This window comes from Pseudomonas sp. FP198 (genome assembly GCF_030687895.1).
Taxonomy (GTDB): Bacteria; Pseudomonadota; Gammaproteobacteria; order Pseudomonadales; family Pseudomonadaceae; genus Aquipseudomonas.
Genome location: NZ_CP117452.1, coordinates 2,433,274 through 2,450,067 on the forward strand (window position 1 = coordinate 2,433,274; position 16,794 = coordinate 2,450,067).

A 16,794-nucleotide genomic window follows, 5' to 3' on the forward strand; every position below is an offset into this window, starting at 1 on the left:
TTGCCTGGTGTTGGAGCTTTTGTGGCGAGGGGATTTATCCCCGCTGGGGTGCGAAGCGCCCCCAATTCAAATTGCCTGACACACCGTGTGGTCAGGCTTTGGGGCTGCTGCGCAGCCCAGCGGGGATGAATCCCCTCGCCACAGTTAATCACCAGATTTTCCTGGGCCTACACCCCCCACCGCGGAATATGATGGCTGCCCATGGAGATGCACACGTTCTTGATCTCGGCGAAGACTTCGAAGCTGTACTGTCCGCCTTCGCGGCCGGTTCCGGAACCCTTTACGCCACCGAAAGGCTGGCGCAGGTCGCGCACGTTCTGGCTGTTGATGAACACCATGCCGGCCTCGATGCCATGAGCCAGGCGATGGGCCTTGCCGATGTCCTGGGTCCAGATATAGGACGCCAGGCCATATTCGGTAGCGTTGGCCAACCGCAAGGCTTCGGCCTGGTCCTTGAACGGGATCAGGCACACCACCGGGCCGAAGATTTCTTCCTGGGCGATGCGCATGTTGTTGTTCACGTCGGCGAACACCGTCGGCTGGATGAACTGGCCGCGACTCAGATGCGCCGGCAGGTTGGCCGGACGCTCCAGGCCACCGGCGAGCAGGGTGGCGCCTTCTTCGAGACCGATCCTGATGTAGCCGGTGACCTTGTCATAGTGGGCCTGGGTGATCATCGAGCCGACCTGGGTCTTGGGGTCCTGCGGGTCGCCGACGATCAGGCGTCTGGCGCGGGCGGCGAATTCGGCTACGAATTGTGGGTAGACACTTTCCTGGATGAAGATCCGGCTGCCGGCGGTGCAGCGCTCGCCGTTCAACGAGAAGATGGTGAACAGTGCCGCGTCGAGGGCACGGTCCAGATCGGCATCTTCGAAAATCAGTACCGGTGACTTGCCGCCCAGTTCCATCGAGTACTTTTTAAGGCCAGCGGTCTGCATGATTTTCTTGCCGGTGGCGGTGCCGCCGGTGAAAGAAATCGCCCGCACGTCCGGGTGACGCACCAACGCATCGCCGGCCGTGGCGCCGTAGCCCTGGATCACGTTGAGCACGCCGTTGGGAATGCCCGCCTCGACGGCCAGGCGCCCGAGTTCGTTGGCGGTCAGCGGCGACAGCTCGGACATTTTCAGCACGGCGGTATTGCCCAGTGCCAGGCACGGCGCGGTCTTCCAGGTCGCGGTCATGAACGGCACGTTCCACGGCGAGACCAAGGCGCAGACACCCACCGGCTGGTACAGGGTGTAGTTGAGCATCTGGTCGTCGACCGGGTAGGTGTGACCGTCCATCCGGGTGCAGACTTCGGCGAAGAAATCGAAGTTGTGGGAGGCCCTTGGGATCAACACGTTCTTGGTCTGGTGGATCGGCAAGCCGGTGTCGAGGGTTTCCAGTTCGGCCAGTTTCGGCACGTTCTGTTCGATCAGCTCGCCGAGCTTGCGCATCAGCCGGGCCCGTTCTTTCGCGGGGGTGTTGGCCCATTTCGGAAACGCAGCCTTGGCCGCCGCGACAGCCTGGGCGACTTCCTCGGCGCCGCCGCTGGCGACTTCGCCAATGGCCTCGCCGGTGGCGGGATTGTAGTTGACGAAGACGTCTTTGCTCTCGACCTCACGGCCATCGATCCAGTGTTTGATCATGCTGCTCAAGCCTCTTTCCGGGACGCGAAGAACTCGGCTTCGCTGACGATTGTGTTGACCAGGCGACCGACGCCTTCCACTTCCACGATCACTTCATCGCCCGGCACCACATCGCCCAGGCCTTCGGGCGTGCCGGTGGCGATCATGTCGCCGGGTTGCAGGGTCATGAAGCTGGACAGGTATTCGATGAGGTAGGGAATATCGAAGATCATGTCCTTGGTGCTGCCTTGCTGGCGCAACTCGCCATTGATCCAGGTGCGCAAGGTCAGGTTGCCTGGGTCGGCAACATCGGCAACGTCGACGATGTATGGGCCGACCGGTGTCGTGGCGTCACGGTTCTTCACCCGCAGGTTGGGGCGGTAGTAGTTTTCCAGGTAGTCGCGGATCGCGTAGTCGTTGCAGACGGTGTAGCCGGCCAGGTAGTCCAGCGCGTCCTCGCGCTTGACGTTGCGCGCCGGTTTGCCGATGACCGCCACCAGCTCGCACTCGTAGTGCATGTAGGCAACGTTGTCGGGGCGCCAGGTGATCTGGTTGTGGCCGGTGTAGGTGCCGGGGGACTTGATGAAGGCCAGCGGTTCGGTCGGCGGCTTGAACGCCAACTCCGCAGCGTGATCGGCATAGTTCAGGCCCAGGGCGAACATGCTGCCGGTGGCCGGGGGCAGCCACTGCACCTGGTTGTCGGCCAGCAGGCGACCGTCGGCCAGGCGCACGGCGTTATCGTTCTCGACCGTGACGGCCTGGTCCCGGCCTTCAAAGTGAATGCGTGCGCGTTTCATGAGGCTGCTCCTGTTTCCTCGGCCACGATGGTATTGATGAGTCGGCCGATGCCGCTGATGTCCACTTCGACGCGATCGCCGGGCAGTACATCGACCCGGCCCTCGGGCGTGCCGGTGATCAAGACATCGCCGGCATGCAGGGTCATGAACTCGCTGATCTCGGCGATCAGGCGGGGGATGTCGCGAACGAAATTGGCCGTGTTGTTCTGCTGGCGAACCTCGCCGTTGACGTACAGCGTGACCGCCAGGCTGTGGGGGTCGGCCACGTTGGCGCTGGGCACCAGGTCGGGACCGATGGTGCAAAAGCCATCCCGGCACTTGGCCTTGACGGCGGGGCGGTAGTAGCTGTCCTCCGGCAGGCTGAATTCATTGACCACCGTGTAGCCGGCCACATAGTCCAGCGCCTCGTCGGCGCTGACGCGACTGGCGGACTTGCCCATCACCACACCCAACGCCGGCCCGGGTTGCAGGCGCTCGCCCTGGCCTGGATGAATCACCTCGGCCTCGTGCTGGTTGCGGGTGTTCGGCGTCTTGATGAACAGCACGGGCTTGAGCGGCGGCTTCTGGTAAGGCGCTTGCTCGAACTCGGCGAGGCGCTGCTTAAGCAGCCCCTGGTAGTTCAGCGCGACCCCGAACAGGGTGCCGGTCGCGACGTCATGCAGGGCACGGCTCATGCTTGTCTCCTGGGATGGCAGAGACCAGTGCTCTGCGGATATTGTTAATGTGTTAACAGTTATAATTAAGATGTTAACTATCGTCAAGCGTGGCAGAATCTTCCGGCACTGGTTGCCTTGCCGATTTCGGCGCAGCATGAGCGCAGGCAGTGACCTGAATCAGAATAAAAACGAGTAATGCGTGATGACCGACCGGCAGCCGATTCCGAACATCAACATTGGTCAGGTGTACGACCAGCGCTACAGCGATGCCGAAGTGCATTACGACCGGCTCGCCAACCTGGCCGGCTTCTTTGGGCGCAACATGCCGGTCCATCGGCATGACCGGTTCTTCCAGGTTCACTACGTCAAGAGCGGCACCGTGCGGGTGTATCTGGATGATCGGCAGTACGTCGAGTCAGGGCCGATGTTTTTTCTTACGCCGCCGACCATTCCCCACGCTTTTGTTACCGAAGCCGACAGCGACGGACACGTGCTGACGGTGCGTCAGCAACTGGTGTGGCAATTGATCGATGCCGATCCGAGCCTGGCGCCGGCGGGCGTGCAGATGCCGGCGTCCTGCGTCGCGCTGGCGCAGTTGGGGCCGGAGCAGGCGGGGGAGGTGCGGCGGCTGGACTGCCTGTTCGAGGCATTGAGCGAAGAGGTGACGGCCGGGCGGCCGGGGCGCAGCGCGGCGCTGGACGGCTTGACGCGGCTGATCATGATCAGCCTGCTGCGGCTGTGCTCAAACTCCCTGGAAGCCAGGCCGGCGCGGCATGAAGACCTGAAGATCTTCCACCGTTTTAATGAATTGATCGAAGCGCATTATTTTCAACACTGGCCCCTGTCGCGTTATGCCGCGGACATTGGCGTGACCGAGGCGCGCCTCAACGACGTGTGTCGACGAATCGCCGACCTGCCTTCCAAGCGTCTGATCATGGAGCGCCTGATGCAGGAGGCCAAGCGGCTGCTGTTGTTCACCGGCAGCTCGGCCAATGAAATCTGCTACCAGCTCGGCTTCAAGGATCCCGCGTATTTCAGCCGGTTTTTCCAGCGTTACGCCAGGCTGACGCCGGGGGAGTATCGTCAGCGGCAGTCGGGCATGTTGTTCAAATAGGTCGACTAACCCGTGGCGAGGGAGCTTGCTCCCGCTCGGCTGCGCAGCAGTCGTAAAGCCTGCCAATGCATTTCGTCCTGGACAGCGGGGTTGAATGGTTTTGGGGTCGCTTCGCGGCCCAGCGGGAGCAAGCTCCCTCGCCACAAAAGCGAAGCGCTTGCAGCTGCCTGCCGGCGACACTAAGCTGCCGACTCGCCCATCCATACAGTTAGCACATGGCCAACCCGAGACCCTCACTGACGCTGACCCTGCTGCAAGCCCGCGAAGCGGCGATGGCTTTTTTTCGTCCGGCGCTGAACCAGCATGATCTTACGGAGCAGCAGTGGCGGGTGATCCGCATTCTGCACCAGCAGGGTGAATTGGAGAGCCACCAACTCGCCCATCAGGCCTGCATCCTCAAGCCCAGCATGACCGGCGTGCTCACTCGCCTGGAGCGCGACGGGCTGGTGCGGCGGCAGAAGTCCAGCCAGGACCAGCGTCGGGTTTTCGTTGGCCTGACCGAGCGCGGCCAGCAGTGTTTCGTGTCCATGAGCGAAGGCATGGAAAGCAACTACCGGCGGATCGAGGAACAGTTCGGCGAAGAAAAAATGCAGCAGTTGCTGGGTTTGCTCAATGAGTTGAAAAACATCAAGCCCTGAACCCTGAACCCTGAACTCTGGGGCTTGGAGCTTGGAGCTTGGAGTTTGGAGTTTGGAGTTTGGAGTTTGGAGTTTGGAGCTTTTGTGGCGAGGGAGCTTGCTCCCGCTGGGCTGCGCAGCAGCCCCAAAACCATTCAACCCGGTTCTCCAGCAATAACCGGCTGGCAGGTTGGCGACTGCTGCGCAGCCGAGCGGGAGCAAGCTCCCTCGCCACAACAGCGCTTTCATGCAGTGCTGCGTTCACGCAGCTCCTGCAACCGATCAGCCCCGCCTTCAGCCACGCGATTCTGCATCAGACGATCAGAGCCACCCTCAGCCAGCTGCTGCGCAGCCTGGCCACGGGAAGGGGAGCTCTTGGCCGAGGCCGCCGTCGACAGGCCGACACCGCCAACCAGCGTCAGCGCGATTGCCAGGGATGAAAGTTTCGAGAAATTGAACATGGTGATTCTCCTTGCGCGTTATTGAGTGGGCCGTGGCAGCGCCTATGTGCTGCCGTCCGGTGTGTGCAGTTAAACGCGCAGGTGTATCGGCGATGTGTGCCGGGAAGACGTGAAATCGGCGAATTCGTATCAATTGGCTGCCCATATACACAGCGATACAAATCCCCCGCAAGCAGCGGTCAACAGACCATAGACCGATGGTCAGTGACCGATAATCGCACGCTAGTTCCGTCTTGATCCGTGCTCAAGCCCCGCAAGGTTATTGACCGGATTAACTGGGTAGTACATTTTAGCTGGCACTCAGCCTCGCCGTGCCCAGGCAAGGCCATAATAAAAACCAGAGGTCCTCATGCGCTCCCGTCCAATGGCTTTCGCCCCGTCTCACGCCTCCAGCTCCGGTATCTGCCGGGACGTTTCAGCTTCGATCCGATAGCGCACGCGTTTGCGCTTTATCGCGCCGGATGCATGTCGGCGCTCGGTCAACCTGTGAGGTCTTCAAGATGACAAAAGTCGTCGATTTGTATTTCAAGCTGCTGAAGCTGCTGATTGTCCTGTGCATGGTCGCGATGATCGTGCTGGTGTTCGGCAACGTCGTGCTGCGCTATGCGTTCAACTCCGGCATCAGCGTTTCGGAAGAACTGTCGCGCTGGTTCTTCGTCTGGATGATTTTCCTCGGCGCCCTGGTGGCGCTCAAGGACCGCGCCCATCTGGGCATGAACAGCCTGGTCAAGCGCTTGCCGCCCGCCGGCAAGCGTGCCTGCCTGGTCATTAGCCATTTGCTGATGCTGTATATCTGCGGCTTGATCGTCAGCGGCAGCTGGCAACAGGCGGTGATCAACCTGGACGTGGTCGCGCCGGCTTCGGGTCTGTCGATGGCGTTGTTCTACGCCGCCGGCCTGGTGTTCGGCGTCAGCGCCACCGTCATTCTGCTGTATGAACTGTACCTGGCGCTGTTCGGCAAACTCGCGGATGACGAGTTGGTGATGGTCGCGGCCAGCGATGCTTCGGCAATCAACCACGACACCCTCAAAGGTAGCCGCCCATGACCTTGGCCATTTTCCTCGGGTCGTTGATGGGCAGCATGGCGCTGGGTATGCCGATTGCCTTTGCCTTGCTGGTGGTCAGCGTCGCGCTGATGTTCTACCTGGACCTGTTCGATGCCCAGATCATCGCGCAGAACCTGCTCAACGGCGCTGATAGCTTTCCGTTGATGGCCGTGCCGTTCTTCATGCTGGCCGGCGAAGTCATGAATGTCGGCGGCCTGTCCAAGCGCATCGTCAACATTGCCATGGCGCTGGTGGGGCACAAGCGCGGAGGCCTGGGTTATGTCGCGATCATCGCCTCCTGCCTGTTGGCGTCGCTTTCCGGTTCGGCGGTAGCTGATGCGGCGGCCCTGGCGGCGCTGCTGGTACCGATGATGGTGCTGGCCGGGCACAACCGAGGGCGTTCGGCCGGGCTGATCGCCGCCGGCAGCACCATCGCGCCGGTCATTCCGCCGAGCATCGGTTTCATCGTTTTTGGCGTGGCCTCCGGGGTATCGATCTCGAAACTGTTCCTGGCCGGAATTGTGCCCGGGCTCATGCTCGGTGTCGGGCTCGCCATCGCCTGGTGGTTCATCTCCCGCCGCGAGAATGTCGAGACGGCGCCCAAGCGCTCCCGTGCCGAGGTATTGCGCACATTGCTGGACGGCAGTTGGGCGATGGGCCTGCCGCTGATCATCATCCTCGGCCTCAAGTTCGGCATCTTCACCCCCACGGAAGCGGCGGTGGTCGCGGCGGTCTATTCGCTGTTCGTATCGTTGGTGATCTACCGGGAAATGAAGGTCAGCCAGCTGTACGAAGTGATCCTGTCGTCGGCCAGGACCACCTCGGTGGTGATGTTGCTGGTGGCGGCCGCGATGGTCTCGTCGTGGCTGGTGACCATCGCCGACCTGCCGGGCCAGTTGGCCGACCTGCTGGCGCCGTTCATGGACAACCAGACCCTCCTGCTGCTGGTGATGATGGCGCTGATCATCCTGGTCGGCACGGTGATGGACATGACCCCGACCATCCTCATCCTCACGCCGGTGCTGATGCCCGCGGTGATCCAGGCGGGCATCGACCCGGTGTACTTCGGCGTGCTGTTTCTGATCAACACCGCGATTGGCCTGATCACGCCGCCGGTGGGCACGGTGCTCAACGTGGTCTGCGGCGTGGCGAAGCTGGAGTTCGAGGAAATCGTGCGTGGCGTGTGGCCGTTCATGCTTGCGCAATTTGCGGTGCTGTTCCTGCTGGTGCTGTTCCCTCAGCTCGTCCTGGGCCCGTTGAAGTTCTTCACCGGTTGATGCCGGTGCAATCCGTAGCAGCTCGAAACCAACAACAATAAAGATCGGAGACTGACATGCCAAAACTGATGAAAACCCTGCTGGCCGGGGCCTGCGCAACGGGCTTGCTGCTCGGCAGCGTGGCCGGCCACGCCGCGGAGATCCGCGAGCGCACCCTGCGTTTTGCCTTCCAGAACGTCAAGGAACATCCGCAAGGGCAAGGCGCGCAGAAGTTTGCCGACCTGCTCAGTGAAAAGAGTGGCGGCAAGCTCAAGGTTCGTCTGTTCCCTGGCGGAACCCTGGGCGGCGACGTGCAGACCGTCTCGGCCCTGCAAGGCGGCACGCTGGACATCACGGTGCTGAACTCGGCATCCTCGCTGCCCAGGCCGCGGATTTCGCCATGCTCGATTTCCCGTTCCTGTTCAACAACGCCGAGGAAGCCCATGCGGTCATCGACGGGCCGGTCGGCCAGAAACTCGCGGCGCAGCTGGACAGCAAGGGCCTGGTCGGCCTGGGTTACTGGGACCTGGGGTTCCGTCACCTGACCAACAGCAAACATCCGGTGGCGAAACTTGAGGACATGCAGGGCTTGAAGGTTCGCGTCATCCAGTCGCCGATCTATCTGGAAACCTTCAGTGCCCTGGGTGCCAACCCGGTGCCGATGGCTTTCCCGGAGGTCTATACCGGCCTGGAGCAACACACTATTGATGGTCAGGAAAACCCGTTCACGGTGATTGAAGGCAACAAATTCTACGAGGTGCAGAAGTACCTTTCGGTGACGGGCCACATCTTCAATCCGCAGTCGTTGATCATCAGCCAGAAAACCTGGAACCGCCTCAACGACGATGAAAAGACGCTGATTCGCGAGGCCGCGAGCGAGGCGCAGAAGTTCCAGCGTGAAGTCACCGCGGCGAGCATGGACAAGGCCAAGGCGACGCTGGCGGGCGCCATGGCCGTCAACGAAATCACCCCGGCCGAGAAAGATCGTTTCCGCGAACGCGTGCAACCGGTGATCGATAAATTCGCCAAATCCCTGGACGGTGAACTGGTGAAGATGATGTACGCCGAAATCGCCAAGGTGCGTGCGGGGCAGTGAGGTCAGGGGAACACGCCTGACCGTGCTGTTCCTGTGGGAGCGAGCCTGCTCGCGAAAGCGGTGTGTCAGTCGATGAAGATGTCGACTGATCTGGCGCCATCGCGAGCAAGCTCGCTCCCACAGTTGTTTTGGGTTGGACTTTGGATTTGCATGCGCCACAGATGCTCTTGTGGGAGCGAGCTTGCTCGCGATAGCGGTGTGTCAGTCAATGAAAATGTCGACTGATCTGGCGCCATCGCGAGCAAGCTCGCTCCCACAGTTGTTTTGGGTTGGACTCAGGATCTGCATGTGCCACAGATGCCCTTGTGGGAGCGAGCCTGCTCGCGAAAGCGGTGTGTCAGTCGATGAAGATGTCGACTGATCTGGCGCCATCGCGAGCAAGCTCGCTCCCACAGTTGTTTTGGGTTGGACTCAGGATCTGCAGGCGCCACAGATGCTCTTGTGGGAGCGAGCCTGCTCGCGAAAGCGGTGTGTCAGTCGATGATGATGTCGACTGAGCGGACGCCTTCGCGAGCAGGCTCGCTCCCACAGGTTTTATATTTGCAGATACATCACTGGGCGCCGGGGACCGCCAGCCATTGTCCGATCACTTTCTGGTAGCTGCCATTGGCCTTGCTCAGGTGCAGCCACTGGTCGACGTACATTTTCCAGGTGTGGTCATCGCGCGGCAGCAGGTAGGCCTTCTCGCCATATTGCAGGTACTGGGTCGGGTTGACGGCGCACAGGCCAGGCTTGAGTTTCTGCTGGTAGAGCGCTTCGGAGGCGTCGGTGATCATCACGTCGGCGCGTTTTTCCAGGAGCTCCTGGAATATGGTCACGTTGTCATGGAAAGCCAGCTGGCCCTTGGGCAGGAATGCCCGCACGAAGGCTTCGTTGGTGCCGCCGGCCGGCTCGACAAGACGCACCGAAGGCTGGTTCATCTGCTCGATGGTCTGGTAGCGCGACTGGTCTTCGCAACGCACCAGGGGGATCTTGCCGTCAACGTCCAGGGTGCTGCTGAAATAGGCTTTTTTCTGCCGTTCCAGGGTCACCGAAATCCCGCCCATGCCGATGTCACATCTGCCGGCCAACATGTCTGGCATCAGGGTTTTCCAGGTGGTCTGGACCCATTGCACCTTGACGCCGAGGCTGGTGGCGAGGGAACGGGCCATGTCGATGTCGATGCCCTCGTATTCACCCGATGCGGCCTTGTAGGTATAGGGCTTGTAGTCGCCCGTCGTGCACACCCGCAGTTCACCTTGTTGCAGGACCTTGTCCAGATGCGAAGGGGTTGGCTCGGCCAGGGCACTGCCGCAGAACGCCAGCAGGCTACAGAACGTCATCGTGCTTGTTATGGTTTTCATGGATCGGACGTCTCGCAAAGGGAGGGACAAGACGGGCGAGTGTAGTAAAAGTGTCGGCGGGCTGTCACCGGATCGTCGGGACGAGCGGTCAGCCTGGCGCTATCTCGACGGCTTTCTGCCGCAGACTCTCCAGATAGGCACAGAACATGTCGGCCATGGCATCGGCATAGGCCCGGATTTCCTCGCTGGAGCGTGGCGTTGCCGAAAATCGCTTACCCACGGAACCGAGCGTGGTGATGATCAGGTCACCGGCCAGGGCGCGGGTCTGCACGCTGGCTTCCGGCAGCACTTGTTGCATGAAAGCGTTCACCGATTGCTGCACCGAGATTCGCGCCGTTTGATGTTCGGGGGCATCGCGGTAGAGCGGGGCGGCGTCATTGAGGGCGATGCGTATCTGCGCCTCGTCGCATTCGGACTGGATAAACGCCTGCACCAGATCCCTCAATCGCTGCAGAGGCGGCTTGCCCTGGTCCTCGAGGATGTCCCGCAGCATGGCGGTGGTTTGTTGCCACTCGTCACTCTGCAAGCGGAACAGGATCGCCGCCTTGTTCGGGAAGTATTGATACACCGACCCGACGCTGACGCCCGCGCGCTCCGCCACACGAGCCACGGTGAAACGCGGTGCGCCGTGGCTCGCCAGAACCTGAACAGCCGCCTCCAGGACGGCCGCCACGAGTTCGGTGGAGCGGGCCTGTTTCGGCTGCTTGCGCGAGGAAATCTGCGGGCTTGGGCGTTCGGACATGAAGGTCATGCACCTCGAAAGGAATGCGAATAGGCAATGCGACGGATTATTCGTATCTTGAATGCGACTAATTGATCGCATTCTAGTCGGCTGCACAGACGCCGTTCAACTTCACTTCGCTTTCTTTCCATGGGTAGGGTCATGACTCAAGAAAATCTTCATCACGGCGCCGCCTCGGCGCTCGGGGCGACCGTCGAGGCCAATCCGGCGCTCAAGCTGTTGCCGCTCACACTGACCGTGTTTGTCGGTTTCCTCACCATCGGCATGCAATTGCCGGTCTTGCCGCTGCACCTGCATGACACGCTGGGCATGGGTACGCTGGTGATCGGCCTGGTGATCGGGGCACAGTTCGCCGCGGCGCTGCTGTCACGGGCCTGGGCCGGCAATTTTGCCGACCTGCGTGGCGGCAAGCGCGCGGTCATGGCCGGGCTGGTGACGGCCGCCGTTTCCGGGCTGGTCTATCTGCTTTCCCTGGCGTTCGTTGCCGCGCCGGTTACGTCGGTCTGGCTTTTGTCGGGCGGTCGCGTGCTGCTGGCGATCGGCGAAAGCCTCATCGTCACCGGAGCGATGGGCTGGGGCATTGGCCTGGTGGGGCCGCAGCATGCCGGCAAGGTCATGGCCTGGAACGGCATCGCCATGTACGGCGCCTACGCACTGGGGGCGCCGCTCGGTGTTGCGTTGAATGCCGGTTGGGGCTTCGTGGGCATCGTCATGGCCTCGATGTTCGTGCCGCTGCTGGCCTTGGCGATTGTCGCCGGTGTGCGCGCCGTCGCCCCTACGGCGACCCGGCGTACACCGTTCTACAAGATGCTCGGCGCCGTCTGGGTTCCCGGCCTGGGGTTGGCGTTCTGCAGCGTCGGTTTTGGTGTTCTCACGGCGTTTATCGCCCTGTTGTTCGCGGCCCGGGAGTGGGGCAACGCTTCGTTGGCGTTCACCGCGTTCGGCGTGGCGTTCATCGGTGCGCGCCTGCTGTTCGGACACCTTCCCGACAAGATCGGCGGCGCCCGTGTGGCACTGGTCTGTGTGTTGATCGAAAGCGTTGGGCTGCTGCTGATCTGGAGCGCCAACAGCGCGACCAGCGCCTACCTGGGGGCGGCACTCACCGGTTTCGGTTATTCCCTGGCGTTTCCCGGTTTTGGCGTGGAGGCGGTGCGGCGTGCACCACCACAGGCTCGCGGTCTCGCCATGGGCGCCTATGTCGCCTTTCTCGATATTGCCCTGGGCATCACCAGCCCGCTGGCCGGTCTGTTGGCGAGTGGCTGGGGCATTGGTGCGGTTTACCTGGGCGGCGCCATCGCCGTGGCGCTGTCGTTTGTAGTGGCTTTGGTGTTGCTCGGAAGGCAGCCAGGCAAGCTCCTTCGCTAGCGGGAAACAAGTCCGTGATCGATCGCGTATTTCACCAGCGCCGCAGGTTTGTCGATATTGAGTTTGCGGCGGATGCTCAGGCGGTGGGTTTCCACGGTGCGTACGCTGATGTCCAGTTCGCGGGCCATTTCCTTGTTGTTCAGCCCCTCGACCATTTTCGCCAGGACCTGGCTCTCGCGCGGCGTCAGTTCGCTGTCGGTGTTCGGGTCGGTGGCGAGGCGCTGGGCGATCTCGGCGCTGTAGAAGGTGCCGCCGCCGATGATGGCTTCGATGGCGGCAATGATCTCCTTGGAAGGTGAATTCTTCAGCACGTAGCCGCTGGCACCGGCGCGCACGGATTCACTGATGTACTCATGATTGTCGTACATGCTCAGGATGAGGATCTTCAAGCCGGGGTATTGCTTGCCCAGCAGCCGGGTCAGCTCGAGGCCGTTCATGTCCTTCAGGCCGATGTCCATCAGCAGCAGGTCCGGCTGGCAGCGCCCGACCATGTCGATCGCCTGCGCGCCGTTCTCCGCTTCGCCGACCACGTCCAGGCGGGGCATGACGGACAGCAGCGCGCGAATACCATCACGAACCAGCGAGTGATCGTCGACCAGGGCGACGCGTATGGCGGGGGGCAGGGTCATGGGCAGGTGCTCTTGTGGAAATGAACGCGCATCAACTTTCCGTGGCCGACAGGGTCATGGGCAACAGGATATCCAGTTCGCTTCGTCCCGGAACCGAGGTCATTTCCAGCCGCCCGCCAAAATGCTCGACCCGTTCGCGGATGTTACGCAAGCCGATGCCGGTGTGACCACGCTCGACCTGCGGGACGTTGAAGCCCATCCCGTCATCCACCACGGTCAGACGCAGGGATTGGCCCGAACCGAACAGGGTGATGGCGACTCGTTTCGCCCCGGCGTGTCGCTCGATGTTGGTCAGCGCCTCCTGGGCAATCCGGAACAGCGAGACCGGGGCGCCGTTTTCCAGGCGACAGTCGAATTCGTTGCTTCGGTAGGACACTTCCAGGCCACTGCGCTGTTCGAATTCCGCCGCGAGCTGGCCGATGGCGGCGGGCAGGCCCAGGGTATCAAGCAACGAGGAGCGCAAATCATGGGAAATACTGCGGATTTCACCGATCGCTTCGCCCAGTCGATCGGTCGCATTCTTCAGGATGCCGAGGCCATTTTCCTGGCCGTTCTCGAGCACATGACTGGCCAGTTCGAACTGGAACTTGATCGAAACCAACAGCTGGCTGATCCCGTCGTGGAGCTCGCGCGACACCCGTGAGCGCTCTTCCTCCTGCAAGCTGACGATACGCTGGTTCAAGCGCTGCAGTTTCTTATCGGCCAGGCGATGCTCGCTGACATTGAGGGTGATGCCGCCGGCAAACACCAGCAGCACCGCCACCAACGCAATGGCGGCGATGGCCTGCATGGTGGTATGGATGCCCTGAGCCACTTCGGCGCGAGCCTGCTGGGTGGCGCGTTCGACGTCTTCCAGGTAGATCCCGGTGCCGAGCATCCAGCCCCAACGATCGAGCATCACGACGTAGGCGAGCTTGTCGGTTACCTGGCCGGAGGAGGGCTTGTTCCAGGCGTAGCGCTGAAAGCCTTCGCCTGATTCGGCGCTTTTGAGCAAGGCCTGGATGACCGGCAGGCCTTGAGGATCCTTCATGTCCCAGAGATATTGCCCCACCAGCTCCGACTGGCGGGCATGCATGAGGCTGCGACCCTGGCGGTCGTAGACGAAAAAATAACCGTTGATGCCAAAGCTGAGCTTGCGCAGTTCTTCCAGCACCTGCTGCTGCGCCCGCGCATCTCCCTGGCCGTCGTTGTACAACGGGGCGATCAGGCTCTGCGCCATCTCGACGTAGTTCTTCAGTTCGGCGCGTTTACTGGCCAGGATACTGTCTTCGATCAGTTGCGCCTGTTGGTCACCCAACTGGCGATTGAGCGAGATGACCAAGGCACCAATAACGGCAATCGCCAGGACCAGCGGCAGGATCCCGAGAGCGACGATCTTGTGTTTGAGCAGCATCTGTACTCCTGTCCGGATCCGGCGGGGAGGCGAATGGCGGCATCATATGCCAAACCCATGGGCGAAACATAAAACCTGTGGGAGCGAGCCTGTGTGGGAGCGAGCCTGCTCGCGAAGGCGGCGTGTCAGGTAACGACAATGCTGACTGATCCGACGCCTTCGCGAGCAGGCTCGCTCCCACAGGGGGACACAGGATGAATTGGCATCTACGTAGTACTACGGATTTATTTATTGACGGCCAGCAGGGATATTGGGCCAGCTCCGAATTGCCGGGGCCACACTATAAAAACAATCGCCGCAATCCTTTGGATATCGGCAGGAGACATGCAATGACAACCCGTCTGGTTAAACACCTCGCCTGGTTTGCCGTGGCTGTTCTGGGAGCGTGTGCGCTGAGCGTCGTGGCCCTGCGCCGCGGAGAGCCGATCAACGCCCTCTGGATCGTCGTCGCGGCCGTGGCCATCTACCTGGTCGCCTACCGCTACTACAGCCTCTTCATCGCCAACAACGTGATGCAACTCGATGCGCGCCGGGCCACGCCCGCCGTGCTCAACAACGATGGCCTGGACTACGTCCCGACCAACAAGCACATCCTCTTCGGCCACCACTTCGCGGCCATTGCCGGCGCGGGGCCGCTGGTCGGGCCGGTGCTGGCGGCGCAGATGGGCTACCTGCCCGGCACGCTCTGGCTGATCGCCGGCGTGGTGCTGGCCGGTGCGGTGCAGGACTTCATGGTCCTGTTCCTGTCGACCCGCCGCAACGGTCGCTCGCTGGGCGACATGGTGCGCGAGGAAATGGGCCGCATCCCCGGCACCATCGCGCTGTTCGGCTGCTTCCTGATCATGATCATCATCCTCGCGGTGCTGGCGCTGATCGTGGTCAAGGCCCTGGCCGAGAGCCCGTGGGGCATCTTCACGGTGATGGCGACCATCCCGATCGCGATGTTCATGGGCATCTACATGCGCTACATCCGCCCGGGCCGCATCGGTGAAATCTCGCTCATCGGCGTGCTGTTGCTGCTCGGTTCGATCTGGCTGGGCGGGCAGATCGCCGCCGACCCGGTCTGGGCCAAGGCCTTCACCTTCACCGGGATCCAGATCACCTGGATGCTGATCGGCTACGGTTTTGTCGCCGCGGTGCTGCCGGTGTGGCTGATCCTGGCGCCACGGGACTATTTGTCGACCTTCCTCAAGATCGGCACCATCATCGCCCTGGCGATCGGCATCCTGGTGACCATGCCCGAGCTGAAAATGCCGGCGCTGACCCAGTTCACCGACGGCACCGGGCCGGTGTGGAAGGGCGGGCTGTTCCCGTTCCTGTTCATCACCATCGCCTGCGGCGCGGTCTCGGGTTTCCACGCGCTGATCTCCTCGGGCACCACGCCCAAGCTGCTGGATAACGAAACCAACGCGCGCTACATCGGTTACGGCGGCATGCTGATGGAATCGTTCGTGGCGATCATGGCGATGGTCGCGGCCTCGGTGATCGAACCGGGCGTGTACTTCGCCATGAACAGCCCGGCGGCGATCGTCGGTTCGGACGTGGTGGCCGTGGCCCAGACTGTCAGCAGCTGGGGTTTTGCAATCACCCCCGACGCGCTGCAAGCGGTGGCCAAGGACATCGGCGAGACCACCATCCTGGCCCGTGCCGGCGGTGCGCCGACCCTGGCGGTGGGTATCGCGCAGATCCTCCACTCGGTGCTGCCGGGTGAGAACACCATGGCGTTCTGGTACCACTTCGCGATCCTGTTCGAAGCGCTGTTCATCCTCACCGCGGTAGACGCCGGCACCCGTGCCGGACGGTTCATGCTGCAGGACCTGCTCGGCTCGTTCGTGCCGGCCCTCAAGCGCACCGAATCGTGGACCGCCAACTGATCGCCACCGCCGGCTGCGTCGCGCTGTGGGGTTACTTGCTGTACCAGGGCGTGATCGATCCGCTGGGCGGCATCAACACCTTGTGGCCGCTGTTCGGCATCTCCAACCAGATGCTGGCCGGTATCGCGCTGATGCTCGCACCGTGGTGCTGATCAAGATGAAGCGCCAGCGCTACGTCTGGGTCACGCTGCTGCCGGCCAGCTGGCTGCTGATCTGCACCACCACCGCAGGCCTGATCAAGCTGTTCGACGCCAACCCGGCGATCGGCTTTCTGGCCCTGGCGCGCAAATACAACGATGCCCTGGCCGCCGGCCAGATCCTGGCCCCGGCCAAGAGCATCGAGCAGATGCAGCACGTGGTGTTCAACGCCTACACCAACGCAACGCTGACGGTGTTGTTCCTGTTCGTGGTCTTCAGCATCCTGTTCTACGCGCTCAAGGTCGGCATCGCCGCTTGGGGCACCAAGGAACGCACGGACAAGGAAGCGCCATTCCAGGCGCTGCCGGACGCTTGACAGGGGATTGCAACGATGTTCAATGACTTGAGTCGCCTCGGTAAATACCTCGGTCAGGCCGCCCGCCTGATGGTCGGCATGCCCGACTACGACAACTACGTCGAGCACATGCAAACCAAGCACCCCGACAAGCCGTTGATGGACTACGAGGCGTTCTTCCGAGAACGCCAGGAAGCCCGCTACGGTGGCAAGGGTGGCCCCAAATGCTGTTGAACTGAAGTAATCCCAGTGGGAGCGAGCCTGCTCGCGATAGCGCAGTGTCAGTCGATGAAGATGTCGACTGA

General features: G+C 61.9%; 15 protein-coding genes and 2 pseudogenes. 9 read left to right on the forward strand and 8 right to left on the reverse strand.

Annotated features, from left to right (window positions below):
* Nucleotides 1-167 precede the first annotated feature (167 nt).
* The 3 genes from hpaE to PSH78_RS11285 are packed head-to-tail and all read right to left on the reverse strand — an operon-like array spanning nucleotide 168 to nucleotide 3,078.
* A complete protein-coding gene (gene hpaE, locus PSH78_RS11275) occupies nucleotides 168-1,628 on the reverse strand; it encodes a 5-carboxymethyl-2-hydroxymuconate semialdehyde dehydrogenase (protein ID WP_305500509.1) in 1,461 nt (486 codons plus the stop codon).
* Nucleotides 1,629-1,633: 5 nt separating this feature from the next.
* Nucleotides 1,634-2,404, reverse strand: a complete 771-nt coding sequence (locus tag PSH78_RS11280) for a fumarylacetoacetate hydrolase family protein (RefSeq protein WP_305500511.1) — start codon at nucleotides 2,402-2,404, stop codon at nucleotides 1,634-1,636.
* Entirely contained in the window at nucleotides 2,401-3,078 is a 678-nt protein-coding gene (locus tag PSH78_RS11285; RefSeq protein WP_305500512.1) for a fumarylacetoacetate hydrolase family protein, read from the reverse strand. The genes PSH78_RS11280 and PSH78_RS11285 overlap by 4 nt, the downstream gene beginning before the upstream one ends.
* 184 nt (nucleotides 3,079-3,262) lie before the next feature.
* On the opposite strand from PSH78_RS11285, the gene hpaA reads away from it, so the two are divergent.
* Together hpaA and hpaR are read left to right on the forward strand one after the other, a co-directional pair.
* Nucleotides 3,263-4,174 (forward strand): 4-hydroxyphenylacetate catabolism regulatory protein HpaA, encoded by a 912-nt coding sequence (gene hpaA / locus PSH78_RS11290; protein ID WP_305500514.1) that lies wholly within the window; start codon nucleotides 3,263-3,265, stop codon nucleotides 4,172-4,174.
* A 215-nt stretch (nucleotides 4,175-4,389) separates the two neighbouring features.
* Complete coding sequence (gene hpaR, locus PSH78_RS11295) at nucleotides 4,390-4,812, forward strand: homoprotocatechuate degradation operon regulator HpaR (protein ID WP_305500516.1); 423 nt, start codon at nucleotides 4,390-4,392, stop codon at nucleotides 4,810-4,812.
* Between the two features lie 224 nt (nucleotides 4,813-5,036).
* Here hpaR and PSH78_RS11300 read toward each other — a convergent pair whose 3' ends face one another.
* Nucleotides 5,037-5,252 carry a phage infection protein gene (locus tag PSH78_RS11300; RefSeq protein WP_305500518.1) on the reverse strand — a complete coding sequence of 72 codons (216 nt, stop codon included), beginning with the start codon at nucleotides 5,250-5,252 and terminating at the stop codon, nucleotides 5,037-5,039.
* Nucleotides 5,253-5,752: 500 nt separating this feature from the next.
* Here PSH78_RS11300 and PSH78_RS11305 point away from each other — a divergent pair, with 500 nt between their 5' ends.
* From PSH78_RS11305 to PSH78_RS11315, 3 genes and pseudogenes are all read left to right on the forward strand, one after another.
* Entirely contained in the window at nucleotides 5,753-6,298 is a 546-nt protein-coding gene (locus tag PSH78_RS11305; RefSeq protein WP_305500519.1) for a TRAP transporter small permease, read from the forward strand.
* The gene (locus PSH78_RS11310) at nucleotides 6,295-7,575 is read left to right on the forward strand and encodes a TRAP transporter large permease subunit (protein ID WP_305500520.1); all 1,281 of its coding nucleotides are present in this window, start codon (nucleotides 6,295-6,297) and stop codon (nucleotides 7,573-7,575) included. Before PSH78_RS11305 ends, PSH78_RS11310 begins: the two co-directional genes overlap by 4 nt.
* A 56-nt stretch (nucleotides 7,576-7,631) precedes the next feature.
* Nucleotides 7,632-8,650: pseudogene (locus PSH78_RS11315) on the forward strand (TRAP transporter substrate-binding protein).
* A gap of 551 nt (nucleotides 8,651-9,201) precedes the next feature.
* Here PSH78_RS11315 and PSH78_RS11325 read toward each other — a convergent pair.
* Nucleotides 9,202-9,993 (reverse strand): transporter substrate-binding domain-containing protein, encoded by a 792-nt coding sequence (locus PSH78_RS11325; RefSeq protein WP_305500522.1) that lies wholly within the window; start codon nucleotides 9,991-9,993, stop codon nucleotides 9,202-9,204.
* Nucleotides 9,994-10,081: 88 nt separating this feature from the next.
* Nucleotides 10,082-10,735, reverse strand: coding sequence for a TetR family transcriptional regulator (locus PSH78_RS11330; RefSeq protein ID WP_305500524.1), 654 nt, complete (start codon nucleotides 10,733-10,735; stop codon nucleotides 10,082-10,084).
* 141 nt (nucleotides 10,736-10,876) lie between these two features.
* Here PSH78_RS11330 and PSH78_RS11335 point away from each other — a divergent pair, with 141 nt between their 5' ends.
* Nucleotides 10,877-12,100, forward strand: coding sequence for an arabinose transporter (locus PSH78_RS11335; RefSeq protein WP_305500526.1), 1,224 nt, complete (start codon nucleotides 10,877-10,879; stop codon nucleotides 12,098-12,100).
* On the opposite strand, the gene PSH78_RS11340 is transcribed toward PSH78_RS11335, so the two are convergent.
* Nucleotides 12,097-12,729 (reverse strand): response regulator transcription factor, encoded by a 633-nt coding sequence (locus PSH78_RS11340; protein WP_305500528.1) that lies wholly within the window; start codon nucleotides 12,727-12,729, stop codon nucleotides 12,097-12,099. The genes PSH78_RS11335 and PSH78_RS11340 overlap by 4 nt on opposite strands.
* A 31-nt stretch (nucleotides 12,730-12,760) precedes the next feature.
* Nucleotides 12,761-14,122 (reverse strand): cache domain-containing protein, encoded by a 1,362-nt coding sequence (locus tag PSH78_RS11345; protein WP_305500530.1) that lies wholly within the window; start codon nucleotides 14,120-14,122, stop codon nucleotides 12,761-12,763.
* A 329-nt stretch (nucleotides 14,123-14,451) separates the two neighbouring features.
* Between PSH78_RS11345 and PSH78_RS11355 the strand changes: the two are divergent.
* The 3 genes and pseudogenes from PSH78_RS11355 (at nucleotide 14,452) to PSH78_RS11360 (ending at nucleotide 16,723) form a co-directional block, all read left to right on the forward strand.
* A pseudogene (locus PSH78_RS11355) lies at nucleotides 14,452-16,148 on the forward strand (carbon starvation CstA family protein).
* A 5-nt stretch (nucleotides 16,149-16,153) separates the two neighbouring features.
* The gene (locus tag PSH78_RS26620; RefSeq protein ID WP_370871094.1) at nucleotides 16,154-16,510 is read left to right on the forward strand and encodes a hypothetical protein; all 357 of its coding nucleotides are present in this window, start codon (nucleotides 16,154-16,156) and stop codon (nucleotides 16,508-16,510) included.
* A gap of 15 nt (nucleotides 16,511-16,525) precedes the next feature.
* On the forward strand, nucleotides 16,526-16,723 hold the full coding sequence (locus PSH78_RS11360; protein WP_003201656.1) for a YbdD/YjiX family protein: 198 nt from the start codon (nucleotides 16,526-16,528) through the stop codon (nucleotides 16,721-16,723).
* Nucleotides 16,724-16,794 lie beyond the last annotated feature (71 nt).